This is a genomic window from Nonomuraea sp. NPDC049269 (genome assembly GCF_043197155.1).
Lineage (GTDB): Bacteria > Actinomycetota > Actinomycetes > Streptosporangiales > Streptosporangiaceae > Nonomuraea.
In genome coordinates this window covers 250,228-276,922 of record NZ_JBICSO010000013.1, presented here as the reverse complement: position 1 = coordinate 276,922, position 26,695 = coordinate 250,228, and the positions used below count along the sequence as shown (strand labels likewise).

Here is a 26,695-nt window from a genome sequence, read left to right as displayed (position 1 = left end):
TCGCGGTCGAGTTCACCGTTTCCCGGCGGCCCGGTGATGCGGTGGTGGCCAGTGTTATGTGGCGTGGGAGGCAGTCTGAGCCCGACTCGGGTTAGCCGTTTTTTCGGGCCTTGACATGGGGTTACTGACGGGTAACGATCGGCTCGCGGCGCCGACTTCCCATGAGTGAACCCCACGGAGAGGGGTGGCACATGAGGTTACGTGTTCGCGCCAGCATGTCCCTGATCATCGTACTGATCGCGTCCTTCGTCGCGACCCAGCCGGCCCGCGCGGCCGCGGCCGGGGACGTGGTCACCGCCCAGCCCACCACCGTCTACCTGCTGCCGGGCAAACTGCTCGAAGTCCCGGTGAACGCCTGGCACCTGCTCTACCGCTCGACCTCCGCCACCGGCTCGCTGAACGCCGTGTCCGGCACCCTGCTCGTACCCAAAGCGGGCTACGCGCTGGGCAAGCGCCCGATCATCGGATACGCGACCGGCACCCACGGCCTCGGCGACCAGTGCGCCCCCTCGGTCAGCATGAGCAAGGGCGGTGAGGCCGAGCTCGCGCTGGTCAGCCTGTTCCTGCTCAAGGGGTTCGCGGTGGCCATCACCGACTACGAGGGCCTCGGCACGCCCGGCGTGCACACGTACATGGCCGGGATCTCGCAGGGCCACGCCGTACTGGACTCGATCAGGGCCGCCACACGGGTGTCGGGCTCGGGCCTGTCCGCCGGCGGGCCGGTCGCGGTGATGGGCTACTCGCAGGGCGGCGCGTCGGCCGCGTGGGCCGCCCAGCTCCAGCCGTCGTACGCGTCGGAGCTGAAGCTCAAGGGCGTGGCCGCGGGCGGAGTCCCCGCCGACCTGCGCGCGGTGGCGACCCACCTCGACGGCGATGCCAACTTCGGCCTGGCCGCCGCGGCCGGGATCGGCCTGGACGCCGCCTATCCGGAGCTCAACATTCAGGCCGACCTCAACGACCGCGGGCGCGCGCTGCTCGCGGACGCCGCCGATGACTGTGTGGGCGACCTGGAGAGCAAGCTGGCCGGTCTTCGGTTCTCCGACCTGAGTCCCGTGGATCTGATGAACCAGCCCAAGTGGCTGGCCCGGCTCGCCGAGAACCGGCTTGGCTCGGTCGCGCCGCGGGTGCCGATGTTCATCTACCACGCTCAGGGGGACGAGATCATTCCGCAGGCGATCTCCGCCACGTTGCGCTCCGAGTACTGCCGGGCTGGGGTCAACGTGCGGTGGGTGTCTCTGCCGGCGCCCAGTCATGTGACGGGGGCCATTGAGGGTGGGCCGTTGGCCATCGAGTGGCTCGGGCTCCGGGTCCTCGGGCTGCCGGCGTTCGGCAACTGCTAGATCCCACCGGGCTCGGCGCGTACCCCTCCATCCTGCGCCGGGCCCGGTGCCCCTTCCACGGCACCGGTAAGGAGTGTGACCAGCTCGTTGACGATCGGGGGGCGGGCACCGGGTCTGCTGACGGCGAGGATCTCCCGGTGGAGCGGAGCGACCCCGGGCGGCAGAAGCACCCTCTCGATTCCGGCGTCGTGTCCCGCGCCGAGGAGCGTGGCCGGGATCAGGCCCACCGCCAGGCCGGCTCGGATCATGGCGAGCATGCTGTGCAGGTCCTCGGTCTCCAGTGTCACCTGGGGCGCGATCCCGAGCTCTCCGGCCCAGCGGAGCAGCAGCCGCCGGTCGGGATTGTGCGCGTGGCCGGAGACCCACTCCCGTTCCAGGCATTCGCCCAGTTCCACCGGGCGTCGGCGCCCCGGCTCGGCACCCGTGACCAGGACCAGCGGTTCGCGCCCCAGAACGGTGATCGTCAACGCCTCGGACGGGGCCGGTGGGTCCTCGGGCAGGTAGCGGTAGGCGACGAGCAGATCCATGTCCCCTGACTTGACCCTCGGCACCCCCTCATTCGTCTCCACGACGATGAGCCGGATCCGGGGACCCGGGCGGCGAGCCCTGAGCGTGGACAGGATCTCCGGGAGCAGGTAGGTCATGGCGCTGGGGTAGGTCCCGACGCGCAGTTCGGCGATCTCGCGGTTCGCGATGCCGTTGGCGGTGTCCTGGAACCGCGCGGTCGCATCGAAAAGCGTCTCGGTCGCCTGGGCGAGGGAACGGCCGGCCGCGGTGAGGATCAGCCGGCTGCCGGGGCGGCGGACGATCAGTTCGATGCCCATGTCGCGTTCCAGCGCGGCGATGTGCTGGGACACCGCCGAGGGCACGTAGCCGAGCGCCGCCGCGGCCTCGGCCATCGAGCCCTGGCGCACCACGGCCAGGAAGGTGGCCAGGAGCTTCAGATCCGGCTGAGACTTCATGGATCATGAACTTTCTCTTCGAGATCCATCGCTTTACGTGGTCGCGAGGTCGACACCAGAGTAAAGGCACCCGCCTGACAGAAAGCCGAGACCATGGCCATCGACCTCACCGCTCTCCGGGCCCACTTCCCCTCCCTCGAGACCGGCCTCGCCTACTTCGACGGGCCGGCCGGAACGCAGACCCCCCGCCCCGTCGCGGACGCCATCGCCGCGACGCTGACCGGCCCCCTGTCCAACCGGGGAACCATCAGCCCGTCGGAGCTCAACGCCGAGCGCGCCGTCGCGGACTTCCGCGCCGCCTACGCCGACCTGCTCCACCTGCCCGCGAACGGCATCGTCCACGGCCGCAGCGCCACCCAGCTCACCTACGACTTCTCCCGCCACCTGGCCAAGGGCTGGAAAGCGGGCGACGAGATCATCCTCAGCCGCCTGGACCACGACGCCAACGTCCGCCCCTGGATCCAGGCGGCCGAGCGCGCCGGAGTGACGGTCCGCTGGATCGAGATCGACGCCGACACCACGGAACTGGACCTCGGCTCCTACGATCGGGCCCTCTCACCGCGTACCCGGCTGGTCGCGGTCACGGCGGCCTCCAACGTGCTGGGCACCAAGCCACCCGTCCGCCGGATCGCCGACCGGGCCCACGAAGCCGGCGCCCTGGTGTACGTGGACGGGGTCCACTACGCCGCGCACCACCTCGTGGACGTGCCCGCTCTCGGAGCCGATCTGTTCGTCTGCTCGCCGTACAAGTTCCTGGGACCGCACTGCGGCGTACTTGCGGCAGCACCTGAGTTCCTCGAAACCCTGCGCCCGGACAAGCTCCTGCCGTCCCCTGACACCGTGCCGGAACGTTTCGAGTTCGGCACGCTCCCCTACGAGATCCTGGCAGGCGCCACCGCCGCCGTCGACTTCCTGGCGGCGATGGACCCGGGTACGGAGACCTCGCGCAGGGAGCGGCTGACGCGATCGCTGGGCTCCATGCATGAGCACGAGCAGTCGCTGCGGACGAGACTGCAGGAGGGTCTGCGGGCCTTCGGCGACGCGGTCACCCTGCACTCGAACGCCCCCGACCGTACCCCGACGCTCCTCATGACCCTCGAGGACCGCGACGCACGCGAGGCCCAGGCACACTTGGCCGCGCGCGACGTGGTGGCAATGGCCGGGTCGTTCTACGCCCACGAGCCCTTCACCGCGCTGAAGCTCAAGGACCCCGCACTGCGAGTGGGTCTGGCCCCGTACAACACCACCGATGACGTGGACCGGCTCCTCGATGGCCTCGCCGCCTTCCTCTGACTCCGAAGACCTCAGTCAGGCAGGCCCCAGAAGGATCCGTGCAGGCCGACCTCGTACCTGGGCGGCACGGCATGGATCGATGAGGGGTCATGCCACCTGGCAGGCGGCTCCGTTGAGAGTGAAAGAGGTGGGGGCGGCGGTGTTGCCGGTGTGAGTGGCCTGGAAGCCGATGGTGGTGGAGCCGCCCGGCGCGAGGTTGCCGTTCCAGGCGGCGTTGGTGGCGGTGACCTGGCCGCTGGCCGGTGCGTATGACGCGCTCCAGCCGTTGGTGATGGTCTGGCCGCTGGGCAGGCTGAACACCAGCCGCCAGCCGTTGGTCGCCGAGCTGCCGGTGTTGGTGATCGTGATATTGGTGGTGAATCCGGTGTTCCAGGTGTTCATCACGTACGCCACGCGGCACGAGCCTGACGGTGTGGGCGTGATCGTCGGGGTGACGGTTGGAGTGGAGCCGCCGTAGATGGTGGCCTGCTTGGCCGTGGCCTTGATGCCGTTGGCGCCGTTGAAGATCCGCTGGCCCCAAGTGGTGAGCTGGTTGGGGTCGAAGCCGGTCGCCATGTCCAGGATCGGGTCGGTGTTGCCGCTCCAGGACCAGCCGAGATAGCCGAGGCCTCGGGAGACCGCCTCGGACAGCAATGTTTCGTGATCGACCTCGCCGGCGCTGAACCGCCAGCCGAACTCGCCGATGACCAGCGGCCACCCGTTGGTCTGGAACCGGTTGAGGTAGTCGGTGATCGCCGCGGCGCTGTTGAACACGGCGTACATGTGGATCGACAGGACAGTGTTGTGCTGGCTGTCAGCGTTCAGGATGATCTGGGCGTTGTCTCGCATGACGTACTGCCAGTCCTGGCCCCAGTTCGGCGCGTCGACCATGAGCAGGTGCTCGAAACCATTGCCGCGCATCTTCTGGATAGCGGCGGTGGTCGCGCTGGTCCACTGGCCGGCGTCGGTGTTGCCGATCGGCTCGTTGCCGATGTTGATGACGACGTAGCTCTCCTGGCCCACGAGCGCGCTCTTCTGGCTGATCCAGTAGTTGACCGCCTCGTCCAGGGTCGCGGCCGCGCCATCCTCTCCGTATCCGGTGGTGTCGTGCACCTCCAGGACACAGATCAGCCGATTCTGCTTGCACAGGGAGATAACGTTGGCGACGTCGGTGGACGGGCCCCACCGCTTGCCACTGCCCAGCACCACCCGCACGGTGTTGGCGCCGAGAGCCTTGATGTTGGCGAACGAGCTGGTCTGGTTCGTGTACCAGACGTGTGGGTGGTTGACCCCGCGCATGATGAACTTCTGGCCGTTGGCCTCGACGATGCTCGTGCCGCTGACGTGGAGCCCCACCGCCGCGTGCGCGGGCTGGATGGCGGTGAACATGACGGCGCACAACGACACGGCTACGGCGACGAACGCCGCGCCGACCGAGACAAGCCACGGCATCGATCTCATCGCGAATCTCCTCGCGGTCGGCAACTCAGGGGCCTGCTGAAACGCACCCAGAATGTACGCAGAGCCGCTGCACCCGTACAGCCGCTGCCACACCGCCCCGCCAAGGCCCATAAGGCCCGGCCCAGCTCCCTAATCGCTAAGCGGCCTCAAGCTGGTCAAACCTGCCTAAGACGCTCTCGCCGGGACTCACGTGACCATGAAAGTTCCACACCCGACAGGCGGCGTGACCTGGCTGCTCGCAGGCCAGCACGGCAGCACCCAACTGGCCATCAACGCGGCCACCGGCACTGTCAACCGCGAACGCTACCTGCCGTACGGTCAGCGCCGCGGCGGCGACGACCTGCCCATTACCGACCGCGGCTTCCTCGGCAAGATCGAAGACACCTCCACCGGCCTGGACTACCTCGGCGCCCGCTACTACGACCCCGCCATCGCCAAATTCATCTCCACCGACCCCGAACTCGACCTCCGCACCCCCGAATGGGCTAACCCCTACTCCTACGCCGCCAACGACCCCATCACCCAATCCGACCCCGACGGCCGCCGCGTCGACAGCAACGCCAAATCCGACAACACATTCGCCGCAACCCACCACGCCAGCGGCAAGAAGAGACTGCCCGCGAAAGAACGATTCACCGGCAGCGGCAGCGGCAGCGGCAGTACGAGCGGGACCGCATAAGGGAGCAGCGCAACCGAAGCCGGGACGCTCAAATTCGCGACAAGAAGACTGCACAACAAAAATTCAAGATTCGGGAAAATATCAGGAAGCACGGCTGCTCGGAGCCGCCGTGCGACGCGGGCCCCGCGGAGCGGGCTGGTCTCATCGGCGAGGGCGAAGGCACGATCGAAACTGCAATAGCAGCAGAGCTCGGCGTTGGGGCCGTGACTGGGGTTGTCCGTGGAGCGCGTGCAGTGGCCGGGTTCAGCAAAGCACGTGCTGCGCGTGATGTGGGGTTAGCTGAACTGGGTAAGCTGTCAAAGACTCAGCGAAGCAAGGTCGGGGCAGTTACGGGCGGCTAAAATAAGAAGACCGGCCAGTCGGCGTGGGGATGTTCATCGAAGGGCAAGTGCGCAGAGGACGATGTCGTTGAAAGACTCGGCAACAACAAGGAGGGCATTCTTTTTAGCAAAGCAATACGTCCTCGCACGGGCGAACAGCAACCAATTTGCACTGTTTGCCAGCCGATCTATGGCAAACGTCCTTATCCATTCGGCCCCTTTCCTTGGGGGACTATATTCGGCAAGACGTCGAATAGGAGCAAATGATGCCCGGAGTCCCGGAGCCCGTCTCATGGCGAGATAGCTGGGTATCGCATCCACAGTACGTGGAAGAAATGCCCTTATATTTGCACACGCTGCAGACCTCCGGTAAAGCAAGAGATCTCGACAATGCACGTTTCGGAATCGATCAGGCTGTCGCCCGGGGGCATCAGCTCTATATAGGTGCATATCACGTCATTCCAGCACTGCTTGAATTGCTGAGACTTCGTACACTAGAAATAAGGATAGGAATCTACCATATTCTGACAGAGATCGCGCTGTCTGAACCGTCCGAGCCGGAACCGCAGGTTATCGACGACATAAGCGGCGCTGAGGTTCCGCTGGCCTCTGGCTGTCATGGTCGACTAAAGGCAGCACTACCGCAGGCGTGGGAGGATGTTGTCAGCACAGATGAAGACATGATCTTTATGGCGATGGACTTTATCGGCTTCATGAATGAAGATAAAGATCGATTCATCGATCATCTCCGGGCTTCTCTTCCTCAATATGGCGACAGGTGCCGCGAGAACGCGCAAGAGTGGCTTGACGAGTACAATAACTAAAAATGTTTCATCGTAGAATGATATTAAAGAAAGTTGCGACCAGGGGCTCCGGCAAGGGGAGCGAGGGTTGTAAAAGCTGCAACCACGATGGGGAAGATCGCAGGACCGCGCCCCAAGACGGACGGCAAGTGGTTCCCGAATCGGAAGCTGCCGCGCGATAAACATGGCAATCCGAAACCTGAGTCTGACTCTCCCCAAACGCAGCTAGGATGGAAGAAGGGGAGGCGCGATAGCTACCCGCAGGCTCGAGAGTTCGGAGATAATGGTGAGGTGATGCGAGACTATGACTTCACCAATCATGGGCGACTCGATGTTCCGGGCCATGTTATCCACATCAGCATTGATGCACAGAAAATCCGACGGTGGAACAAGCAGCGCGGACCAGCAGAGTCATGGGCATGATGACATGTCGACTGTCGTGATACCCATGCATAAATCTTCCGAAGAAACTGTTAGGCTCATTCAGATTCTCGGTACCCTCCCTGAGAATACGTGGGCATGGAGCATGCTGGAGCTATGGGGAACCGGTATCGCGCCCCAGGGAATGACGATGCAGTCATTCGAAGACTACGTCTCATCCTCTGATGCCGGATATCAATTGGGTTGGCGCGAGCTGGTAAGCACTGCTTCCAGCTTGGATCAAGTTCATGACTGTCTAATCGCGGCCACTAGATCCCCCTTTGCCCTTACGCGCCCAAGCCTCGATCAGGCTTCTAACCCAGAACTTCTCGTAGTGATTGAAGCTTTAGATAGCACTGAGTGGGGCATCCGAATCGGCGATCACCTCGATGATGCTAGAGAAATAAAAGAGCGACTTGCGTCATTGAGATGATGCGAGCGAGTTGCCGGTAAGTAGTCGGGCCCAAAATGGGTGAGGACAAGCGCCGATGCCGCCAGGGTTGATGGTGATGTGCTGGAGGGTCCGCCTACGACCCTTGAACAGGGCGAAGCTGGCTCTTCGCCTCTGGAGGGGGATGTCACCATCAAAGGCGAAAAGCCCTCAATTACTCCCCCCGCTGAACTGTCATCACGGAGAGCGGTAGTAGCGATGAATCTAAGCATTGAAGTTCCAGAATACCGGGCTGGCGAAGGGCTAGGTTTTGCTTGGGACGAAAATTTTGAAATTGAATTGACGGTCAGGTCGACGGAGGTTGTCATCAAGGCAAATCATGCCGGATTAACCTCGCTGGCACGTCACCTGTTGACCCTTGCTCAGGTAGGTGTGCACGAAGGTTCTCATATTCACTTAACGGCAGATCAAGAAATCGAATCCGACTTCGATCTAATTCTCGAGCGGATGGAGAAAGGATAATGTACGTCGTATGTCGTTGACGGCGACGTCGGGGAACTTTGCTGGCCGAGCTTGGCACGGCGCACGCACAAGCGGTGGAATCGAGCGTCTGCATCACATCCGACGCCGCCTCCGAAGCGAAGATATCGACGAAGCCCCGCTAGGAGATTCCGCGATAGAGCGGGCTGAGTATTTCGGAAAGCGGTAACGGTGAGTTTTGATCTTGCCTTTTGGTGTCAGAGGTCGATTCCGACCCCAGAGGAGGCGGCTCAGGTTTACGACCAGTTGACGGACGGGCTTGCAGGTATCGTCGAAGAAAGTTCAGCTATTGATGATTTCTGCCAGGCCGTGATCTCTGTATTTCCGAATCTCACTGAGGATAATGTGAATGAGTCGCCGTGGGCCTCTCCTCTCTACGTCACCAGTGAGTGTGTAATGGCGGCTATCTCCTGGTCGCGTTCCAGCGAAACCTCCTCGGTTCTACTTGATTTGGCGGCAAGGTATGGGCTAACCGCTTATGACCCGCAGGAGCAAGTGGTTTACGGAATTACTGGAGAGGCTTCAAACTGCTGATGCCGTAGGAGAGAAGTGGGCAACGTCCGCGGACGAAGGCTGTCCCCGTCGCCGCTCCGGTCGATGGCGTCTCGCTGGATGGATGGATGCGCTAGCTGAGGATGGGGAAGTTGGCACGGAAGGTGTTGTACGGGTCGTGGTGGCGTTTGAGGTCGCGCAAGCGATCCAATGCGGCAGGCGTGAAGGCGTCGGCCGGTGTCTCGCCAGGGCTGAGGAAGGTGAAGGGTTTGCGTCCGCTGACGGGGAGGGCGTCGGTGAGTGCGCGTTGCCTGGCGGTGATGGCCTCGGCGGTCGTCGGGTCGGTTGGCACGCCGAACAGGTAGAGCGCGTAGGGCTCGGTCAGCGGGCCATGGGGAGTCTCGGACGGGAGGGCGAAAGCACCGCCGAGGTGGCGTATCTGCACGCTCATCAGCGGGGCGATGGGGTCGGCCAGCAGGGTCTTCGCCACCCTGTCATCCAGGTCGGTGAGCAGTTCGCCGCGTGAGGAGCCCGCGCCGGGGTCGGTGGGTTCGGCGGTGATGGTGCCGAGTTCGGTGATCGACATGGGGCGTCTGCTGTCGGTGAGGGGGTGGGGCAGGTGGTCCAGGGGGCTGAGCAGGGCGCGGGCCGTGGCGGCGTGGCCGAGATAGGTGGCGTCGATGGCGATCATGGGTGCGGAACCGGGGAAGTGCAGCAGGTCCAGCCAGAGGGTGAGGTCGTCGGGGGCGGTGGCGGTGATCTGGCGGTAGGCGTCCATCACGTCCGGGGCGTGCTGGGCGGCCCATGACATGCGCCCTCCGTACAGGTGCGGAGCGGGGTGGAGGGCGAGTTCGAGGGCGGTGACGATGGCGAAGGAGCCGCCACCGCCGCGCAGGGCCCAGAACAGGTCGGGGTCGGTGTCGGCGGTGAGCCGTCGCTGCCGGCCTTCTGCGTCCACGATGTCGAAGGCGGTGACGTGGTCGGCGACCCAGCCGTGTTTGCGGCCGAACCAGCTCAGGCCGCCGCCGAGAGCGACGCCGGCGACGCTGACGACCGGGGAACTGCCGGGCAGGCCGGTCAGGCCATGCGGCGCGGCGGCGGCTTGGAGGCTACCCGAGGACACGCCCGCGCCGACGCGGGCATGCCGGGCGGTGGGGTCGATCTCCAGGGTGTTCAGCCGCCGGGTGCGCAGCAGGATGGCGCCGTCGAGGTCCGGGGTGGCGCCGTGACCGTTGGGTTGGGCCGCGACGGCCAGGCCGTGGGCGTGGGCAAAGCGGACCACGGCCGCGACGTCGGCGGCGTCGGCCACTTCCACCACGGCGGGAACCGACTGTTCGATGGCCAGGTTCCAGGGGCGCCGGGCCTGGTCGAAGCCGTCGTCTCCGGGGAGCAGGACGCGTCCTCGGACGAGAGCGCGCAGGTCGTTCAGCTTGTTGCTCATTCTTCCTCCGAACTCGGTGGCAGGGGTGCTCGTCAGACGCCGAAGATCGCGGTGGGGTCGCCGGTGTACCAGGCGTTGTCGATGCGCAGGCGGCGGATGACCCAGCGGTCGCCATCACGGACCAGATCGGCGTCGTAGGGGTTCTTCAGCAGGGCGAAGACAGCGTGGTCGGCGGCGAGCAGATGCTGGGCCTCCACCAGGGCGGTCAGCCGCGCGGTGTCCCCGTCTATGGCGATGCGGGGGTTGGTGACCTGGTGGGTGGTGTCCACCCGGCCGGTGAACATGGCCAGGATGGTGTCGGTGATCGTGTCCCGTCCGGACATCACCGGTGGCCGGCCGCCCCACTTGGCGGCGGCGGGGCGGAAGTCGAGTTCCGCTTCGACGGCGAAGGCGGAGGCGAACAGTGCCTTGTCCTTGAGGTCCTGGCCCAGGCCGAAACGGTACAACGCGTCCAGGATCTCGACGCGGTCCCGCAGTTCCCGGACGAGGGCGTTCGCGTCGTTCGGCAGGGCGGAGAGGGCCTGTTCAGCGGTGACGTACATGGCTTGCTCCCATGCGGCTCAGAGAGGAGGTGGCTGGTGCGGACCACTTTCGTCTGGCGCGAGGGGCCGATCAACGCGGCCCTGTGGAAGGATCGTGAAGCAGCGGTTAACGATCTGGGGGTGAGATGCTCGAGCGGCATGAGCTGGAGGCGTTCCTGACCTTGGCCGAGGAGCTGCACTTCGGCCGTACCGCTGAGCGGCTGCGCGTGTCGACCGCCCGGATCAGCCAGACGATCGCCAAGCTGGAGCGCCGGACCGGGGTGCCGTTGTTCACCCGTACCAGCCGTCGCGTGGAGCTGACCAGGGCGGGGCGCCAGCTGTATGAGGAGGTTCGGCCCGCCTGGGACCAGATCGCCGCCGCATTCGCGCGGGCGATCGACACCGGCCGCGGCCTGACCGGCACCTTGCGGGTGGCCTTCGTCGGTGCGGCGGGCGGGCAACTGCTCGCCGGGGCCGCCGAGCTGTTCCGCCGGCGACTGCCGGACTGTGAGGTCCAGCTTCGTGAAGCGCAGATGGTCGATCTCATGCCCTGGCTGCGTGACGGCCAGATCGACCTTGCGCTGGGGACGTTCCCCATCGAGGAGCCGGGCATCGTCACCGGTCCGGTGCTGGTGTCCGAGGCGCGCATGCTGGCTGTGCCGTCTCAGCATGCGTTCGCCCGCCGTACGTCGATCTCGCTCGACGATCTGGCCAGGGTGAAGCTGCTCCAACTGCCGGACACCCTGCCTGTCTCGTTGCGACAGGACCGTACCCCGCGTACTACCCCCAACGGACGACCGATCGAGCCGGGACCCGCGGCCTCCACGTTCAACGAGATGCTCACCCTCATCGGCGCCGGGCACGGCGCCTTCCCCGTCGGAGCCCAGGCCAGGCGCTACTACGCGCGCCCTGACGTCGCCTACGTCCGCATCAGCGATGCCCCGCCGCTGCGATGGGGGCTGCTGTGGCGGGCCGATGGCGCCACCGCACGCGTCCGCGCCTTCGCCGAGGCCGCTCACGACCTGGTCACTTCTTCATGAACGGCCGTTGCCAGCGGGTGCTCGTGCCGGAGACGGACAAGGTGCGCCGCTGGAGCAGTAGGCGCGGATAATGTCGCGCGAGTTTTTGCGCATCAGGCTTGAGCGGATCTCCAGGACTCCACAGTCGCTTCGGCGATGGTTTCGATGCGGTGTCCGTATGCCAGATGCCCATCAGACACGAAGCTGCCGTCCCTGAACGGCAACTCGCAGAACGTAGCGCGGAAATGCCCAGGAGGTCGACCCGGCGGGAGCGGCGCGTACGCCGCCAACGGCGCCATGTCGTAGCCCGACTGCGCCCCGTGCCTGTTGCGCGCCACCTGATGAGCCGCCACGCGAAGCAGCGCGTCGATGCCCTTGTTCACGTAGAGCTGTAGTTGGCGGAACTGACCGTCAAGGTACTTCTCATGAGCTCTGGAAGGATGCTGAAGGAGATACGCGCAGACCACAGGCGCGTGCCACCTGTACATCTGAGGATCGGCCTGCTCTTCGGCCAGGATTCCGTGGTAATAGTCCACGCACACGCCCAGCGGACCGGCAATCGCACCGCAGTCGCACTGACTCATGCTGGAGCTATCTATCATGGTCTGCAACATAGGCGGCCGACCACAGCGTTGTCGACAGGATTTCGGCGTCGGGCCGGCGACTTCTCGGTCGTTTACTGCTTGTACGAAGACTTGAAACTCGGTGTCAGTGAATTTGTGTGGGGAGCCGTTGGATGAGACTTTAATGACTCCCTGATATTCCAGAATAAATAATTTGAACGCACCCGCAATGTCCGGATCTGTGGGCTAGTCGTCCTTGTGGACTTTTCCGGGGGCGGCGAGGCTGGTGGGGTGGGAGATGTGGTTGTGGCCGTCTATGACGGGGTGGTGCTGCTGGACGTAGCCGGACCAGTGCAAGTTCTGCACGGGTCCGGCGGCTACCAGATACGGCTTGCTTCCGTAGATGGGCGGCCCGTACGCACGGACATCGGTGTGCCTTTGGGGGCGGACCTAGCTCTGGGCGATGTCGAGGGGCCGGTCGACACGTTGCTGGTGCCGGGATACGCGCCCCCCGACGGTGACCGCCCTGACGCGGCGTACCTGAGTCTGCTGCGGGAGATCGGTCATCGCGCGCGTCGGGTGGCCTCGGTGTGCACGGGTGCGTTGCTGCTGGCGGAGGCGGGGCTGCTCGATGGGCGGCGGGCCACGACGCACTGGGCCGCCTGTGCTGATCTGGCGTCCCGGTTTCCGCAGGTCACCGTGGAGCCCGATGCGATCTACGTTCGTGATGGGCCCGTGGTGACCTCGGCCGGGGTCACCGCCGGGATCGATCTGGCGCTCGCCCTGGTCGAGGAGGACCACGGTTCGGACATCGCGCGGGCGGTGGCGAAATACATGGTCGTGTTCCTGCAACGCCCTGGCGGCCAGTCGCAGTTCAGCGTTCGTCAGGCTGTCGCTACGCCACGCCACCCCGCGTTGCGGCGACTCCTTGACGCGGTCGCGGTCGAACCGGCGGCGAACCACAGCCTCGCCGCGATGGCGGCCCGTGCCGCGGTGAGCGAGCGTCATCTGACCCGGTTGTTCCGTCGTGAGGTCGGGCTCACCCCCGGTCAGTACGTCGAGCGGGTCCGGGTGGAGGCGGCGCAGGTCCTTCTGGAGACCAGCGCCGTCGGGGTGGCCTCGGTCGCCCGTAGCTGTGGTTTCGGGTCCGATGAGTCGATGCGCCGGGCGTTCCTGCACGTGCTCGGCACGACCCCGACCGAGTATCGCCAACGCTTCCGCACCTCCCGCGCCATCTCATTCATCAAATGACATGACTGTCTCAAGGAGACCGTATGAGCTCTTTCCTGCCCCGCCGCACGTTACTGGGAGCCGGTCTCGCCGGCCTGGCGGGTCTGACGGTCGGTATGCCTGGTGCTTCCGCCGCCGACGCCGGGGATCAGAACGCTGACCTGTCCTTTCCCGCCACCCGTATCGCCCAGGCGGCCCACCGGCTGATGACGGACGCGCAGGAGCCGTACCTGCGCAATCACAGCCTGCGCAGCTTCCTGTTCGGCCGAGCGGCCGCCGCGCAGTCCGGTCTTCGGCCGGGCCACGACTACAACGCCGAAGTCATGTTCCTCATCTGCGTGCTGCACGACATGGGACTGACCGAACGCGCCGACACCGGCCAGCGGTTCGAGATCGACGGTGCCGACTTCGCCGCCCGGTTCCTGGAGGAGCAAGGCATCACCGACCGGCGCATCGACACCGTCTGGGACGGTATCGCTTTGCACACCTCCAGCGGGTTCCACCAGTCGCCCGTGTTCGCCCGCCGGCGTCCGCCGGAGATCACGGTCGCCCAGAACGGCATCGGGCTGGACCTGACCGGCGGCCCCGAGGAGCTGCCCGCCGGATATGCCGATCGCGTACACGCCGTCTACCCCCGCCACGGTGGCGCCCGCGTCCTGACCGACGCCATCATCGCGCAGGGCCTCGCCGATCCGCGCAAGGCGCCGCCCATGACCCTGCCCGGCGAGATCCTGCACCAGCGGCATCCCGAGGCTCCGTACATCACCTGGCAGGGCTTCCTCGACGCCAGCGGCTGGGACGACTGACGGCGCGTCTCAGCACGGCTCATTGAGCCGCTGCCCCTTGTCCGAGCCCATGAACATATGTGGCTGATTCAGATCGACGTTATCATACGTCATATGTCAGATGATCTGCACAATTTTCCGGAGAGCGAGCAACCAGGCTCGCACTTCGCTACCTAGACCTCGATCAGGGCGCCTGATGCTTGCGTGCTGAGCACCAGGCGCCCTGAACCAGAGAGAGACAACCCATGGAACATTTGTTGCTGTCGGTGCATGTCCTGGCCGGCATCGTGTTCGTCGGAGGCTCGGCGGTCGCGACGAGCCTGTTTCCCCGCTATCTCCCGGTCGTCGCCGACGTCACAGTCGGCGCGCCTGTGCCGGAAGCAGCGCAAGAGCGCAATCGCGCTGTGTCCGTCGCGCTGCACCGCATCACCCGTGGCTATAGCGCGTTCGGTTTGATCGTGCCGGCCGCCGGTATCGTCCTGGCCTTCGTCCAGGGCCGCAGTGGCGAGATCTGGATCACCGTCGCCATTGCCCTCACCGCCGCCGCGGGCGTCCTGCTGGCGCTGCAGATCTATCCGCGCCAGCGCGACGCGCTCGCCGGATCCGGCGACCCCGACCGGCTGCGCACGCTGTCCATGCACGCCGGCATCTACAACCTGCTGTGGGCGGTCGTCGTCGTTTTGATGATCGTACGTCCCGGCGCGGCCCCGGGAGCGTGACCTGACATGCGCACACTGCGGATCGCGGCCGGCGTTGAGACCGCCTCCTTGCTGGTTCTGCTGGTCAACCTGTTCACCACGCACAGCAAAGCGATCACCTCCCTCGTCGGCCCGCTGCACGGCACGGCCTACCTCGTCGTCATCTCAGCCGCCCTGCTGGCCCCGGCCACCGCCTCATCCGGCGCCCGCCGGTGCGCCGCCATCCCCGCCATCGGTGGACTGCTCGCGCTGTGGCAACTCCGTGAGCGTTCCCGAGCAAGCATTCTCTGACCGGCCTGGCGGTGCCGGAGACCTGCCGCGCCCACGCCGGCGGCGAGTCAGGGATCTTCAGCGCGAGGCCGAGTCCGGCAGAGACATCAGGTTCCACTGCGCAGCGCACGCCTCGTCAGCGCAGTGAAGACAGTACTTCTCGAGCATGGGAGAGACGCGGATGAACACGGGCGAAATCGTGCTGCTGGGGACGCTGACCGTGGCGATGTTCAACGTCGGGGTCATCTGGCTCACGCAGGTCGTGGTCTATCCCGTCTGGGCGCTGGTCAGTGAATCGGACTGGAGCGCCTACCACGAGGCCCACAAGCGGCGCCTGCCGGGCACGGCGTTCGTCCCGCACGGCCTCGCCCTCCTGGGCGCGGTGTTGCTCATCGTCCTGCGGCCGTCATACGTGCCGGGCTGGGCCGTCTGGCTCGCGTTCGCCGTCGAGGCGGCCATGCTGGCCGCGACCGCGACGTACTGGGCGCCGCTCCAGATCCGCCTCAGCCGTCGAAATGACCACCGGCTGCTGCGCGTGCTGCTCGCCACGCACTGGATCCGGGTCGGGTTGGTCACCGCGTTCGGTGCGCTGCTGTGCTGGATGGTGACGCTCGCCTTCATCTAGCGTGCGATCCAGCAGGCGGGCGCCGACCGGCGCCCGCCACGCAAGTGGGGTCAGCGGTGCCAGAGTACGGCTGAGGTGGTGGTGCTGTTGAGGGTGACGTCGCCGTTCCAGGTCAGGAACGACTGCTGGGGGAGATAGTTCTGGCCGAGGAGGAAGCCGCGCTTGATCGCGGTGACGTGCACGGTGGCGCCGGTGTCGGTGCCGACCACGACGCGGTGGGCGGTCACCTCGGCGATGTCGTCAGCCGTCGTGCCCGCGGGCAGTTCGACCGTGGTCGCCGCCGGGTCGTCGCGCTGGATCGACCAGGTCGGATCCACATGGTTGGACAGATAGACGGTGTCGCCGCTGACCAGGCGTACGCCGAGCGAGACGCCGACCCAGGATGAGCCCGCGTTGGCCGGCTGCGTGGTCTTCTTGACCACCGCGTACAGGTAGTTACGCTGGTCGCTCACCTCAGGCGTGGCCGGTGTGGTGGCCGAGGGGGCCTCGATCTTGCCCTCGCGGAGCATCTCCTTGGCCATGATCTCGTACGTCCAGGGGTTGGCGTCCATGAGGTATTCGCGGGCCTGGTCGGCCGGCAGCGTCGGCAGGTACGACAGGAAGAACCGCATGGGGTCGTCCACGGTGTCGCACATGTTGTTGTTCGACGTACAGGTCTGCAGGAGGGCGTGGTCGTTCTCGTAGCGGCCGGTGAAGTGCAGGGTCTGGTGGGTGGGGGCCTGGTAGGTGTCGCTGCCCTCGACGCGGTCGCCGTTCTGGTCGACTTCGACGCTGTAGATCCACTCGATGTCGGTCGTGCGGCCCCAGCGGGCCATCAGCGCGGGCGTGTTCGTGCCGCCGTCCTCGTTGCTCCACACCACCGAGTACGTGAGCTTCGTGTGGCCGGGTGTGGTGGCCGGTGCCGACTCGTGCCAGGCGATGAGCGGGGTGTCGGTGGTCGCGTTCTGGTACGGGTTTCCGAGGGTGGCGATGTTGCGGCCATAGACGACGGGCACGTACCGCAGCACGAGGTATTCGGGACTGCCCTTGGCGTAGGTTGAGACCCGCAGCGTGTCCAGCACGACGGATCTGCTCGTCGCGGCGGAGCGCTCGACGGCGAAGTGCAGGCGCAGTTGGTGCACCCCCGCGGTGAGTCGGCCCAGCGCGAGCTGGCGGTGAAGGGGCTGGCCGCCGGAGACCACGAGGTCGGCGGCATATCGGTTGTCGACTGAGATGGACACGACGGCCGATTCGGCGCCCGCCTTCGCCCAGTCCGTGCCTGGCGCGGATGCGTTCAGGTCGATGAGTGCCTCGCCGGACTTCCGCACTACGACGGGTACCCGGGTGTCCGGGTGGTTGCGGCGGACCTCGATGGACCGCGTGTGGGCGGTATCGGCGGGTGTGGCCTGTGCCGTGGCCGGGGTGATCAAACCGGTCAACCCGGCCAGGATGGCGACCGTCGTGGTCAACAGGGGGACAACTCGCATCAGGGGGATTCCTCCGCTGCATGGACTGCGCCGCGGGCGGGATGAATCGCGCCCGTGAGCAGGTCCGATCAGATGCCAGATCTAATGTTGAAGCGCTCTCCACGACTAAAGTCGGGGGATTCCAGCCAGCTCGGGCTCCGTCTGCGCGGTGGCCTGGGCTGCTGTTGCTTGGCGGTTCGCCTTGCGGCCCACGCGGTTGCGTGGTTTGCGCGCCCCAGTCCGTACACCCGGTCTGGGCTGCACGAACTCCGCCCTCCCGGCGGTGAGGATGTTCTTGGCGGCGTTCACGTCGGCGTGCTCGGTGTGTCCGCACGAGGTGCACCGGAAGGCCGCTTGGCTCTCGCGGGACTTGCGATCCACCACCATGCACACGTTGCACGTCTGACTCGTATACGCCGGATTGACAGTGATTACACAGGTGCCCGTGTAGCGGGCCTTACTGCGGGTGGCCAACTCGATCCGATGCCAGCCCTTGTCCAGGATGGACCGGTTCAAGCCAGACTTTCCCGCACCCCCGTTAGGCAGGAACGCGCCCAGCCGTTCGGGGTCGGGCCGGGGTGCGACACGGGCGGTCATGTTCCTGGTCGCCAGCGCCTCGAACACCACCAGCTCAAAGCTCGTGGCCAGGGCGCAGGCGGTCTTGGCGGCGAAGTCCTCCCGGCGTCGGCGGATCTTCCGCACCAGGTTGGCGACCCGTGCGGCGGCTTTGTTTCGCCGGGCCGATCCCTTCGTGGTCCGGGCGAAGTCCCGCTGGAGCTTCTTGGTGTGCCCGACCTCCCGGTCCCGGGCGAACACCTGATGGTGGAAACGTCCATCCGAGCGGGTGACGACCTTGACCACGCCCCGGTCGATACCGACCGCACCGCCGGGATGGGCATGCCGCTCAGGCTTGATCAGGCTGTCCTCGATGAGGAAGCTGATGTACCAGTGCTTGTCGTCCCGCCTGATGGTGGCGTTCTTGACCGTCCCGCCCAGCGGGCGGGTGACGCGGAAGCGGACCCAGCCGAGCTTGGGCAGTTTCGCCCGCGCCCAGCGCCGGTTCAACCGCTCGATGGCGATCTTCCCGCCCTCAGGAAACCGGAAGGACGGCGGATTCTTGACCTTGGACTTCCAACGGACCCCCCACGTGCCGTGCCGGGAACACGCCTGGTCCAGGTCGATGAGCGTCTGCTGAAGGCAGTGGCCGGGCACCTCGCACAGCCACGCGAATTCCCGCTTGGCTTCGGCGAGCTGGCCGGCCTGTTCGTGGTAGCCGATGAACGCACCGCGTCGCCGGTACTCGCGGCGCTGCTCTAGCGCGGTGTTCCACACGCTGCGGCAGGCCCCGCCGATCCGCTCGGCGAACACCACCTGGCCGGGAGTCAGATTCAGACGGTACTTACGTCCGGTCAGCATCCGCGATCACCGGCTCTGCTTCTCGACGTACCACGTGGCGACGTCCAGGGGCGCCCCGCCCACCGTGGCCACGAAGGAGGAGTTGGCCCACAGCGTCGGCAGCTTCGACCTCAAGCTCGGGAACTCCTGACGCAGGATGCGCAAGGAGCGACCCTTGACGGCCTTGACCAGCTTGTGGATCCCGAACCGCGGACCCACCTCGACCAGCAGGTGAACGTGGTCGGGCATGACCTCCATCTCCACCAGCCACGCCCCCTTTCTCCTCGTTCACCTCGCGGATCAGCTCTTTCAGCCGGGTCTCGATCCGTTCGCCCAGCACCGCCTGCGGTATGTGAGGCACCACACCACGTGAAAGGCGCGCTGGCAGGCGATGTTGCTGTTCGTCCGCAAGGTCACGGCCACACGGATCAAGATAAGGCGTTGATCTATCTACCGCTCAAAGATTCGACAGAAGGGCTTACCCCCATGGCTGAAGCCAGGGGTCCGCGCCTAGGTTTCCGATCGAAACTAACCGGCCGGACAACGCCGGGAAAGCGGTCGTTGAAGAACGGGACAACCTAGGAGGCCCGGCCGCGTGCGAGCCCACAGGTCGCTGTGGGCTCGCTTCGCGTGGCGACCTGAAGGGATCAGGGCGTGGTGACGGCCGCGCCCGTGACGGACGCCGACCAGTACAGCGCCCTGGCCACCTGCGGGAACAGGCCCTTGGGGTGGTTGCGGAACATCGGCTCGGTGCCGAACAGCACCACGGCCGCGCCCCGCTCGTCACGGCCGCTGACCACGGCCGCCTGGCCTCTGGCCGCGTCCTGGCCGCCGGTCCCGGCGGGGTTGGGGCGCCAGTGGCCGGAGACGAGCGGTCCCTCGGCCGCGTACGTCTGCTCGACCGTGACCTCGGGGCCGAGCCCGGTGAACCAGCGCGGCGAGTACACGAACGAGTAGCCGGGCGAGCCACTGCCCACAGGACCGGTCGAGGAGACCACGCGAGCGACGCCGTTGGCATCGCCGCGCCCGGCGACGGACGTGGCGGTGAGCAGTCCGGCGGCCGTGTTGAAGGCGGCGCCGGTGCTGCCTCGGGTGACCACGCCGCCCGAGGCGAGGAACGCGTCGAGTGCCGCCTTGGCCGCCGGGTTGAGTGCCGCGTAGCTCAGCCCGCTGGAGACGAAGAGCACATCGGTCCCGCTCCAGTCGAAGCCGCCGTTGAGGATGGCCGTGGAGATCGGGGTGACGGGGAAGCCCAGCTCACGCAGCGTGAACAGCTCGTCCGCCGAGGTGGCCGCCGCGATCCGCACCTGGGACAGCGGCGTACTCGTTACAGAACCTGCTGGGGTGAACGTCACGCCGTACCGGTCGGACATGGTGCGCGCGGCCTGCCGCGCGGTCGCCGGGATGATCGCGGTGCCGTCGTTCGCCCAGGTCACCGCGACGCCCTGGGCCAGCAGCGCATTCAGCGCCATGACCTCCTTGACGTCGATCACCTTCAGCGCGAGCGGGCCTTGCCCCCTCGGGACCGAGCCCGTCGGGGCTGCGGCCTTGACCGGCTCCGCCTGCGCCTGGAGGGAGGTGACGCCGTCCACGGTGGCGCCCCAGAGCAGGGCGTGGCTCCAGCCGGAGATGTCGTACATGGCATCCACCCTGGGTGAGATGTCGGCGCCCGCCTCCAGCATCACGTTGGCCAGGCCGCGCTTGGGCTGGCGCATGTCGACGACGTACGAGCCCGCCGGGTACGTTCTGCCGTCCGTCCGGAACGAGCGCTTGGTCTGCCCCACCTCGACGTCGTTCGCGATGAGGTGGTCCACCAGCCGGGCCGCGGCCGTGGCGGATCGCTGCCCGCCGCCCGCCGGGATCACGTACGCCCGGGGGAAGGTGGTGTTGTAGACGTCCTCGGGGCCGAAGCCGGGCACGATGCCGAGCGGCACGGTCCGGGATGGCTCGCCCGCGGCGCCTCGGCGGAAGACCTCGATCTGGTCGGCGATCAGCTGGTCGTGCCTGGCCCGCACGAAGCCGTACGTCGCCCGGATCGCGGCGGCGGCGATGGCGGTGTTGATCCCGGAACGGCGGCGCAGCTCGTCGACGGGCAGATTGGTGTAGTCGGAGCCGTTGACGCGCAGCGGGATCTCGACGGTGTGCGAGGCCACCGCGCCATGGAACGGCGCGTACTGCGGGCTGAAGATCGGCGGCCAGTCGTCCCAGCCCTCCGCGGAGTCGCGGAACGGGATCTGCGGCGGGTACACGCCGTCGGCCTCGGGCGTGTGACCCAGGGCCTTGATGGCGGCCTCCATGCCGAGCCCGTTGGCGTAGGTGTTCTTGATGAACAGGTCGTACTCGTAGTTGGCTCCGTGCGGCGGCGTGGTGGGCTCGATGAGCGTGCCGTTGACGTAGCCGTGCAGGTCGATCATGGTGACCGGCTGGGTGTCGATCATCACCTGGCGCATCGCGCGCACCTCGGGCTGCGAGGCGGTGACGAAGTCGCGGTTGAGGTCGAAGCCCGCGCCGTTGACGCGTACCCCGTTGACGCGGCCGTCGGGGTTTGCGGTCACGTTGAAGTACAGCCGAGTGTGGCTGAGCAGGTCGGCGACCTGGGGATCCGTGCTGGTGGCGAGCTCCTCGATCACGCGCAGAGCGGCGTCGGTGCCCTCCCACTCGTTGCCGTGGATGTTGTTGTTGACGAACAGCGGCGCCTTGTACTTCCTGGGCAGCCCCCGGTCGCGGGCCGCCGCTGCCGCATCGTGCTGGATGCGGTCACGGATCCTGCTCTGCTCGCGCGCCTCGTCGCGGCTCTCCGGTGCGGTGACGGTGACGAGGTAGAGGTCGCGGCCCTGGTACGAGCGGCCGATGATCTCGGCGCTCACCCGTTTGCTCCGCTTCTGCAGGTCGTTCAGCCTGGGTGCGATGCCGTGGTACGGCACGAGGCCCAGCTTGATGGAGGCGTCGGCGGGGTTCTCGGCGGGGATCGGGAGCTGGTTCTGCCTGGGGTAGCCGCGGTCCCGCTCGTGGAACAGCTCCTCAGCGGGGGCGCGGAGGGTCTCGGCGGAGTCGTCTGCCGCCTGCTCGTTCCGCTCGGGACCGTTGCCGAAGTCCCGTACGGCCGGCGGGGGCGGCTCGACGGCGTGGGCCGTCGCGGCCGTGGGAGTGAGGAGAATGGCGATGCTCAAGAGGGCGATGGATAAACGCAAGGAAGACCTCCCTGGTACGGAAGTGATCTCGCCGGATCCGTACCACGAAGCGAGTCCACGCACCAGCCCCGGCGTTCTCAGCCGTGAAACGGGCTGATAAGAATGCGGAATGACTGTGAACGGTGTTTCGATCGGGATCCTCGGCGGGACCGGAGACCAGGGGAAGGGGCTCGCGCGGCGGTTCGCGCTGGCCGGGCACCCGGTGCTGATCGGTTCGCGGAGCGCGGGGCGGGCTCAGGAGGCGGCCGAGTCGATCGGCTCCGGCGCTCGGGGGGCCGAGAACGCGGTGGTCGCCACCGAGGCCGACCTGGTGATCGTCGCGGTGCCGTACGACGGGCACAAGGCGCTGCTGGAGTCGCTGCGTACCGAGCTGGCCGGCAAGATCGTGGTCGACTGCGTCAATCCGCTGGGGTTCGACAAGCAGGGCGCCTACGCGCTGCCCGTCGAGGAGGGGAGTGCCGCCCAGCAGGCCGCGGCGGTGCTGCCGGACAGCCGGGTGGTGGCGGCGTTCCACCACGTGTCGGCCGTGGTGTTGCTGGACCCGGCGGTGGACAAGGTCGATCTGGACGTTCTGGTGCTCGGTGACGACCGCGAGGCCACCGATACGGTACAGGCGCTCGCGGCGGTCATCCCCGGGGTGCGCGGTGTCTATGGTGGCCGGCTGCGCAACGCCTTCCAGGTCGAGGCGCTGACGGCGAACCTGATCTCCATCAACCGCCGCTACAAGGCCCACGCCGGAGTACGCGTCACCGACGTCTGACCGTCAGAGGAGCCAGCCCGCGTCTTCGGCGATGCGGATGGCGTCGATCTTGTTGCGGGCGCCCGTCTTCGTGATCGCCCCCGTGAGGTAGTTGCGGACGGTGCCCGCCGACAGGTGGAGGCGGGCGGCGATCTCCTCGGCCGACGCGCCCCTGGCGGCCTGCCTCAGCACGGTGGTCTCCCGCTGGGTGAGGGGGCTCTCGCCGTACTCCATCGCCGATGCCACCAGCTCCGCGTCCAGCACGCGGAGTCCGGCGGCGGTGCGTCTGATGGCGTCGGCGAGGCGGTCGCCGGGCGCGTCCTTGACCAGGAACGCCTCGATGCCCGCGGCGAGCGCCCGGCGTACCTGGCCGGGCTGGCCCATCGCCGTGAGGATCAGGACACGGCACGACGGGAGCCGTTCGCGTAGCTCGGCGGCGGCGGTGATGCCGTCGATCACCGGCAGGTCGATGTCCACGATCGCCACGTCGGGGCGGGTCTTCAGCGCGGCGGGTACGATCTCGTCGCCGCGCGTCACCTCGGCCGCCACCTCGATGTCCGGCTCCAGGCGGAGCAGGGCGGTGAGGGCCGCCCTGATCATGTGCATGTCCTCGGCCAGCAGGACCCGGATCACGCGGGCACCTCCATCGTCAGGCGGAACCCGCCGGTGCCGGTCGCGGACGCTTCGGCCGTCCCGCCCGCCTGGGCAGCCCGCCCCGCCAGCCCCGTCAGTCCACCGCCGGGGTCGTAGGCGGCTGGGGCGCCGTCGTTGACCACTTCCAGCCGGAGTCGGCCCTCTTTCAAGGACGTACTGATCGTGCAGGTGGTGGCGCGACTGTGCCGCAGGACGTTGGTGACCGCCTCCCGCACGCCCCACGCCAGCGCCGCCTCCGACTGCCTCGGCAGCGCGGCGTCTGCCAGGTGCGCCTGGCAACCGACCCCCGACGTCTCCAGCAGCGCCACCGCCCGATCCACCTCGCTCACCAGCGACAACTCCCGATAGCCCCGCGCCACCTGCCGTACGTCCTGCGCCGCCTCCCTGGCCACCTGCACCAGTTCGCCCACCTCGCCACGCGCCGCGGCGGGGTCGCGGTCCATCAGGCGGCCGGCCAGGTCGCCCTTGAGGGCGATCGCCGTCAGGCTGCGGCCGAGCCCGTCGTGCAGGTCACGGGAGATGCGGAGCCGTTCCTTCAGGACGGCGGCCTCGGCGAGTTCGGCGCGGGCGTGTTCGAGGTCGACGGTCACGCGGACGAACCGGACCATGGCGTAGATCATCGTGCCGGTGGTGGCCACGGACAGGCCGTAGAACAGGGCGATCACCGGGTTGGCGGACCAGACGAAGATCGAGCCGCCGGTCCACAGTGTCATCGCGCCGACCAGCGGACCGCTCCAGCGCAGCGGCAGGAAGACCAGCAGGCTCCCGGCCAGCATCGGCGCCGACACGGCCGACCAGCCGGACGGCAGCAGGAAGTCGGGCACGTACGTGGCGACCGCCTGCAGCACCAGCGTGAGCGGGAACAGAGGTGGCCGCTCGCCCCGCAACCCCGCCCGCATGTTCAGGTAATGGGTCACGACGACGCCGATCACGGCCGCGCTCGCCACGAACCCGTTACGCGGGCCGCTGGTGAAGTAGATGAGCCCGATCAGCGAGTACGCGACCGAGACGGTCGTGATCAGGACACGGGCGAGCCGCTGCGCGGAGGACGAGTTCATGACCGGCTCATTATGACCGCCGGGGTTCCCACCGGAACCAGAGCCGGATCGCCACGACGCCGACCACCGCCCACACGGCCAGGTTCAGCGCGGGCAGCGCCGCCTCGCCGGTCCTGATGGCGTGCACCACGGCGGAGGTGGGCAGCAGGTCGAGTGCGGAGCCCACCCAGGCGGGCAGGACGTCGCGGATCGGACCCATCACGCCGGTGGCGATCGCGGCCAGCAGGAAGACGGGCATCGTGGCGGCGGCCGCCAGTTCGGTGCGCGGGATCACGGCGGTGTAGGCGACGCCGAGCGTGGCCAGGACGACGGAGCCCGCGACGACGGCGCCCGCGAAGACCAGCGGGTTCGCCGGGAACGGCACGTCGGCGAGCAGGCGCACCGCCACCGTGCACACCGCGATCAGAATCATGGTCTGCGTGGCGGTGCTGGCGATCTGGCCGGCGAGGATCTGCCCGTCGGTCAGGCCGGTGGCGCGCAGCCGCTTGAGCACCAGCTGGTCGCGGCGGGTCGTCAGCGCCACGGCGACGTTCATGAACGCGGTGATCGACAGCAGGATCGAGGTCGTGCCCTGGGACAGCTGGGTGGCGTCGGCCACCCCGTCGGCCGTCACGTGCCGCATGAGCACCGGCAGGCCGACGCTCAGCCCCACGGGCGTGATCACCGAGGCGAACAGCATCGCCCGGTCCCGCCAGAACAGGCTGGTACCGAGCCGGTAGGTGGCGGCGTAGCTCATCGGTGGCTCCCGGACAGGTCGAGGAAGAGGTCTTCGAGGGTGGCGGTGCGGACCTCCAGGCCCGCCAGCCGCAGGCCGCGTTCGGCGGCCCAGCTCAGCAGCGTCTGCGCGGCCAGGTCGGGGTCGGCCGCCCGGCACACGGCCGTCTCGCCCTCCAGGGTCACCGGGAGCGGCAGGTCAGCCGGTGAGGTCCCCGGAGGCAGCCGGAACGCCACCCGCCCGCTCCGCGCGGCGAGCGTCTCCGCCATCCCGCCGGACGCGACGATCTCGCCTTCGTCCATGACGGCCATCGAGCCGGCCAGCCGCTGCGCCTCGTCCAGGTAGTGGGTGGTCAGCAGGATCGTGGTGCCCTGCCCGGCCAACTCGCGTACGACGTCCCAGGTGTTCCTGCGGGCCTCGGGATCCATCCCGGTGGTCGGCTCGTCCAGGAACAGGACGTCGGGACGGCCCAGCAGGGCCAGCGCCAGGTCGAGCCGCCGCTTCTCGCCGCCGGAGAGCTGGCGCACCCGGGTGCCCGCCTTCGGCAGCAGGCCCGCCAGCTCCAGCGCCTCGTCGCGGGGCCGTGGCGCGGCGGTGAAGTCACGCCAGGTGTCGACGGTCCGCGCCACCGTCAGGTCCTGGAAGAACCCGGCCTCCTGCAGCATGATGCCGGTGCGCCGCCTGACGGCCGCCCGGTCCCGGGCCGGGTCGAGGCCGAGCACCCGGCAGGCGCCCCCGTCCGGCTGCTGGAACCCGGCCAGCAGCTCGATCGTCGTGGTCTTGCCCGCGCCGTTCCTGCCCAGGAGCGCGAAGATCTCCCCGTCGGCCACCTCGAACGAGATGCCCTTCACCGCCGCGAAGTCCCCGTAGCTCTTCCTGAGCTCTTCCACCCGAATCGCTGTCATGCCTACGACTATTTCGGGATATGAGGATGGGCCCCAGTGAAGAATTCACGACTTCCGGGAGAGCTTCAGCAGCGCGTCGGTCACCCCCTCGGGATCGACGACCTGCTGAAGGTGCTCGCCGGGGGTCCGTAGCACGGGCCAGCCCCGGCCATGCGCCTCCTCGGCGATCTTGTCGTAGGGCGGGCAGTACCAGAGGTAGGCGCATCTGACCTCGTCCCAACCGGCGGGGACGGGAATGGGGTCGGTGTAGTAGCCGAGCGGCAGGCGCGGCTGCTCCTCGACCACCACGGCCCGGACCCGCGGATCGGGCAGTAGGGCGGCCACGTCGTCGTCGCTCCACCAGTCGGTCCAGCGCGGCAGCACGCCGTCCGCGTCCGCCAGATCACGCAGGAACGGCAGGAACTCCTCCTGCGCCGCCCGCACCAGCCCGTCACGGGGCGGCAGATGCGCGTCGGCGAACACGCACGACACCACCCGATCGCCCAGCCCCTCCTTGATCACCGGCACGAAGAGGCCCGCGTTGCTGTGCGGGACCAGCACGATCGGCGTCTCGGGCGCCGCCGCGCGCACCGCCTCCACCACCCGCGGCCAGTACGGCGCGCCGCGCCGCGCCACCTCGGTCAGGTCGGGCACCACGGCGGCGTATCCCCGGCGCTCCAGGGCCCGGGCCACCGGCGTCCAGGTCGAAGGCCCCACTGACGGGCTGTGCACGAGCACGAACGTCACGTTCATACGTCTACTTTCCCGCAGGCGGCGGCCCG

Annotated in this window: 27 protein-coding genes and 1 pseudogene; 14 read left to right on the top strand and 14 right to left on the bottom strand. The window is 67.4% G+C overall.

Annotated elements, in window-relative coordinates:
* Positions 1-191: 191 nt before the first annotated feature.
* Positions 192-1,340, top strand: a complete 1,149-nt coding sequence (locus ACGFNP_RS55310; RefSeq protein WP_393332359.1) for a lipase family protein — start codon at positions 192-194, stop codon at positions 1,338-1,340.
* On the opposite strand, the gene ACGFNP_RS55305 is transcribed toward ACGFNP_RS55310, so the two are convergent.
* Positions 1,337-2,302, bottom strand: coding sequence for a LysR family transcriptional regulator (locus tag ACGFNP_RS55305; RefSeq protein ID WP_393332356.1), 966 nt, complete (start codon positions 2,300-2,302; stop codon positions 1,337-1,339). The genes ACGFNP_RS55310 and ACGFNP_RS55305 overlap by 4 nt on opposite strands.
* A gap of 93 nt (positions 2,303-2,395) precedes the next feature.
* Between ACGFNP_RS55305 and ACGFNP_RS55300 the strand changes: the two genes are divergently transcribed.
* On the top strand, positions 2,396-3,595 hold the full coding sequence (locus ACGFNP_RS55300; protein WP_393332353.1) for a cysteine desulfurase-like protein: 1,200 nt from the start codon (positions 2,396-2,398) through the stop codon (positions 3,593-3,595).
* Between the two features lie 87 nt (positions 3,596-3,682).
* Here ACGFNP_RS55300 and ACGFNP_RS55295 read toward each other — a convergent pair whose 3' ends face one another.
* Positions 3,683-5,035, bottom strand: a complete 1,353-nt coding sequence (locus ACGFNP_RS55295) for a cellulase family glycosylhydrolase (protein ID WP_393332352.1) — start codon at positions 5,033-5,035, stop codon at positions 3,683-3,685.
* 196 nt (positions 5,036-5,231) lie between these two features.
* On the opposite strand from ACGFNP_RS55295, the gene ACGFNP_RS55290 reads away from it, so the two are divergent.
* The 5 genes from ACGFNP_RS55290 (at position 5,232) to ACGFNP_RS55270 (ending at position 8,722) form a co-directional block, all read left to right on the top strand.
* A complete protein-coding gene (locus ACGFNP_RS55290) occupies positions 5,232-5,714 on the top strand; it encodes an RHS repeat-associated core domain-containing protein (RefSeq protein WP_393332350.1) in 483 nt (160 codons plus the stop codon).
* A gap of 646 nt (positions 5,715-6,360) precedes the next feature.
* Positions 6,361-6,858, top strand: a complete 498-nt coding sequence (locus ACGFNP_RS55285) for a hypothetical protein (RefSeq protein ID WP_358318239.1) — start codon at positions 6,361-6,363, stop codon at positions 6,856-6,858.
* Positions 6,859-7,141: 283 nt separating this feature from the next.
* Complete coding sequence (locus ACGFNP_RS55280; protein WP_393332347.1) at positions 7,142-7,690, top strand: hypothetical protein; 549 nt, start codon at positions 7,142-7,144, stop codon at positions 7,688-7,690.
* A gap of 39 nt (positions 7,691-7,729) precedes the next feature.
* On the top strand, positions 7,730-8,170 hold the full coding sequence (locus ACGFNP_RS55275; protein WP_393332344.1) for a hypothetical protein: 441 nt from the start codon (positions 7,730-7,732) through the stop codon (positions 8,168-8,170).
* 189 nt (positions 8,171-8,359) lie between these two features.
* Positions 8,360-8,722 (top strand): hypothetical protein, encoded by a 363-nt coding sequence (locus ACGFNP_RS55270; protein ID WP_358318240.1) that lies wholly within the window; start codon positions 8,360-8,362, stop codon positions 8,720-8,722.
* 91 nt (positions 8,723-8,813) lie between these two features.
* Here the strand turns inward: ACGFNP_RS55270 and ACGFNP_RS55265 are convergent, their stop codons facing one another.
* Together ACGFNP_RS55265 and ACGFNP_RS55260 are read right to left on the bottom strand one after the other, a co-directional pair.
* Entirely contained in the window at positions 8,814-10,121 is a 1,308-nt protein-coding gene (locus ACGFNP_RS55265) for an FAD-binding oxidoreductase (protein ID WP_393332341.1), read from the bottom strand.
* A 32-nt stretch (positions 10,122-10,153) separates the two neighbouring features.
* Positions 10,154-10,663, bottom strand: coding sequence for a nuclear transport factor 2 family protein (locus ACGFNP_RS55260; RefSeq protein WP_393332338.1), 510 nt, complete (start codon positions 10,661-10,663; stop codon positions 10,154-10,156).
* A 125-nt stretch (positions 10,664-10,788) separates the two neighbouring features.
* Here ACGFNP_RS55260 and ACGFNP_RS55255 point away from each other — a divergent pair, with 125 nt between their 5' ends.
* On the top strand, positions 10,789-11,682 hold the full coding sequence (locus ACGFNP_RS55255) for a LysR family transcriptional regulator (RefSeq protein WP_393332335.1): 894 nt from the start codon (positions 10,789-10,791) through the stop codon (positions 11,680-11,682).
* 92 nt (positions 11,683-11,774) lie between these two features.
* On the opposite strand, the gene ACGFNP_RS55250 is transcribed toward ACGFNP_RS55255, so the two are convergent.
* On the bottom strand, positions 11,775-12,245 hold the full coding sequence (locus ACGFNP_RS55250; RefSeq protein ID WP_393332332.1) for a DUF5946 family protein: 471 nt from the start codon (positions 12,243-12,245) through the stop codon (positions 11,775-11,777).
* Between the two features lie 270 nt (positions 12,246-12,515).
* On the opposite strand from ACGFNP_RS55250, the gene ACGFNP_RS55245 reads away from it, so the two are divergent.
* The 5 genes from ACGFNP_RS55245 to ACGFNP_RS55225 all read left to right on the top strand — a co-directional run bounded on the left by ACGFNP_RS55245 (position 12,516) and on the right by ACGFNP_RS55225 (position 15,832).
* A complete protein-coding gene (locus tag ACGFNP_RS55245) occupies positions 12,516-13,475 on the top strand; it encodes a DJ-1/PfpI family protein (RefSeq protein ID WP_358318245.1) in 960 nt (319 codons plus the stop codon).
* A gap of 23 nt (positions 13,476-13,498) precedes the next feature.
* A complete protein-coding gene (locus ACGFNP_RS55240; protein WP_393332329.1) occupies positions 13,499-14,260 on the top strand; it encodes a hypothetical protein in 762 nt (253 codons plus the stop codon).
* Positions 14,261-14,484: 224 nt separating this feature from the next.
* The gene (locus ACGFNP_RS55235; RefSeq protein ID WP_358318247.1) at positions 14,485-14,958 is read left to right on the top strand and encodes a hypothetical protein; all 474 of its coding nucleotides are present in this window, start codon (positions 14,485-14,487) and stop codon (positions 14,956-14,958) included.
* A 6-nt stretch (positions 14,959-14,964) separates the two neighbouring features.
* Positions 14,965-15,228, top strand: coding sequence for a DUF3817 domain-containing protein (locus ACGFNP_RS55230; RefSeq protein ID WP_393332325.1), 264 nt, complete (start codon positions 14,965-14,967; stop codon positions 15,226-15,228).
* 160 nt (positions 15,229-15,388) lie between these two features.
* A complete protein-coding gene (locus ACGFNP_RS55225; protein ID WP_358318249.1) occupies positions 15,389-15,832 on the top strand; it encodes a hypothetical protein in 444 nt (147 codons plus the stop codon).
* A gap of 50 nt (positions 15,833-15,882) precedes the next feature.
* Here the strand turns inward: ACGFNP_RS55225 and ACGFNP_RS55220 are convergent, their stop codons facing one another.
* The 4 genes and pseudogenes from ACGFNP_RS55220 to ACGFNP_RS55205 all read right to left on the bottom strand — a co-directional run bounded on the left by ACGFNP_RS55220 (position 15,883) and on the right by ACGFNP_RS55205 (position 21,863).
* Positions 15,883-17,298: a hypothetical protein gene (locus ACGFNP_RS55220; RefSeq protein WP_358318250.1), complete on the bottom strand. Its 1,416-nt coding sequence runs from the start codon at positions 17,296-17,298 to the stop codon at positions 15,883-15,885.
* A 105-nt stretch (positions 17,299-17,403) separates the two neighbouring features.
* Positions 17,404-18,693, bottom strand: coding sequence for an RNA-guided endonuclease InsQ/TnpB family protein (locus ACGFNP_RS55215; RefSeq protein ID WP_393332321.1), 1,290 nt, complete (start codon positions 18,691-18,693; stop codon positions 17,404-17,406).
* A gap of 6 nt (positions 18,694-18,699) precedes the next feature.
* Positions 18,700-19,095, bottom strand: a pseudogene (gene tnpA / locus ACGFNP_RS55210) (IS200/IS605 family transposase).
* 224 nt (positions 19,096-19,319) lie between these two features.
* A complete protein-coding gene (locus ACGFNP_RS55205) occupies positions 19,320-21,863 on the bottom strand; it encodes a M14 family zinc carboxypeptidase (protein ID WP_393332318.1) in 2,544 nt (847 codons plus the stop codon).
* A 109-nt stretch (positions 21,864-21,972) separates the two neighbouring features.
* On the opposite strand from ACGFNP_RS55205, the gene npdG reads away from it, so the two are divergent.
* On the top strand, positions 21,973-22,623 hold the full coding sequence (npdG, locus tag ACGFNP_RS55200; protein ID WP_358318253.1) for an NADPH-dependent F420 reductase: 651 nt from the start codon (positions 21,973-21,975) through the stop codon (positions 22,621-22,623).
* A 3-nt stretch (positions 22,624-22,626) separates the two neighbouring features.
* Here the strand turns inward: npdG and ACGFNP_RS55195 are convergent, their stop codons facing one another.
* Genes ACGFNP_RS55195 through ACGFNP_RS55175 form a run of 5 tightly spaced genes read right to left on the bottom strand, consistent with a single transcriptional unit; the run spans position 22,627 to position 26,666 of the window.
* A complete protein-coding gene (locus tag ACGFNP_RS55195; protein WP_358318254.1) occupies positions 22,627-23,235 on the bottom strand; it encodes a response regulator transcription factor in 609 nt (202 codons plus the stop codon).
* Positions 23,232-24,314: a sensor histidine kinase gene (locus ACGFNP_RS55190; RefSeq protein ID WP_393332314.1), complete on the bottom strand. Its 1,083-nt coding sequence runs from the start codon at positions 24,312-24,314 to the stop codon at positions 23,232-23,234. Before ACGFNP_RS55190 ends, ACGFNP_RS55195 begins: the two co-directional genes overlap by 4 nt.
* A gap of 10 nt (positions 24,315-24,324) precedes the next feature.
* Entirely contained in the window at positions 24,325-25,050 is a 726-nt protein-coding gene (locus ACGFNP_RS55185) for an ABC transporter permease (protein WP_358318257.1), read from the bottom strand.
* Positions 25,047-25,934, bottom strand: a complete 888-nt coding sequence (locus tag ACGFNP_RS55180; RefSeq protein WP_393332311.1) for an ABC transporter ATP-binding protein — start codon at positions 25,932-25,934, stop codon at positions 25,047-25,049. Before ACGFNP_RS55180 ends, ACGFNP_RS55185 begins: the two co-directional genes overlap by 4 nt.
* A 45-nt stretch (positions 25,935-25,979) precedes the next feature.
* Positions 25,980-26,666, bottom strand: a complete 687-nt coding sequence (locus ACGFNP_RS55175; protein WP_393332308.1) for an alpha/beta hydrolase — start codon at positions 26,664-26,666, stop codon at positions 25,980-25,982.
* Positions 26,667-26,695 lie beyond the last annotated feature (29 nt).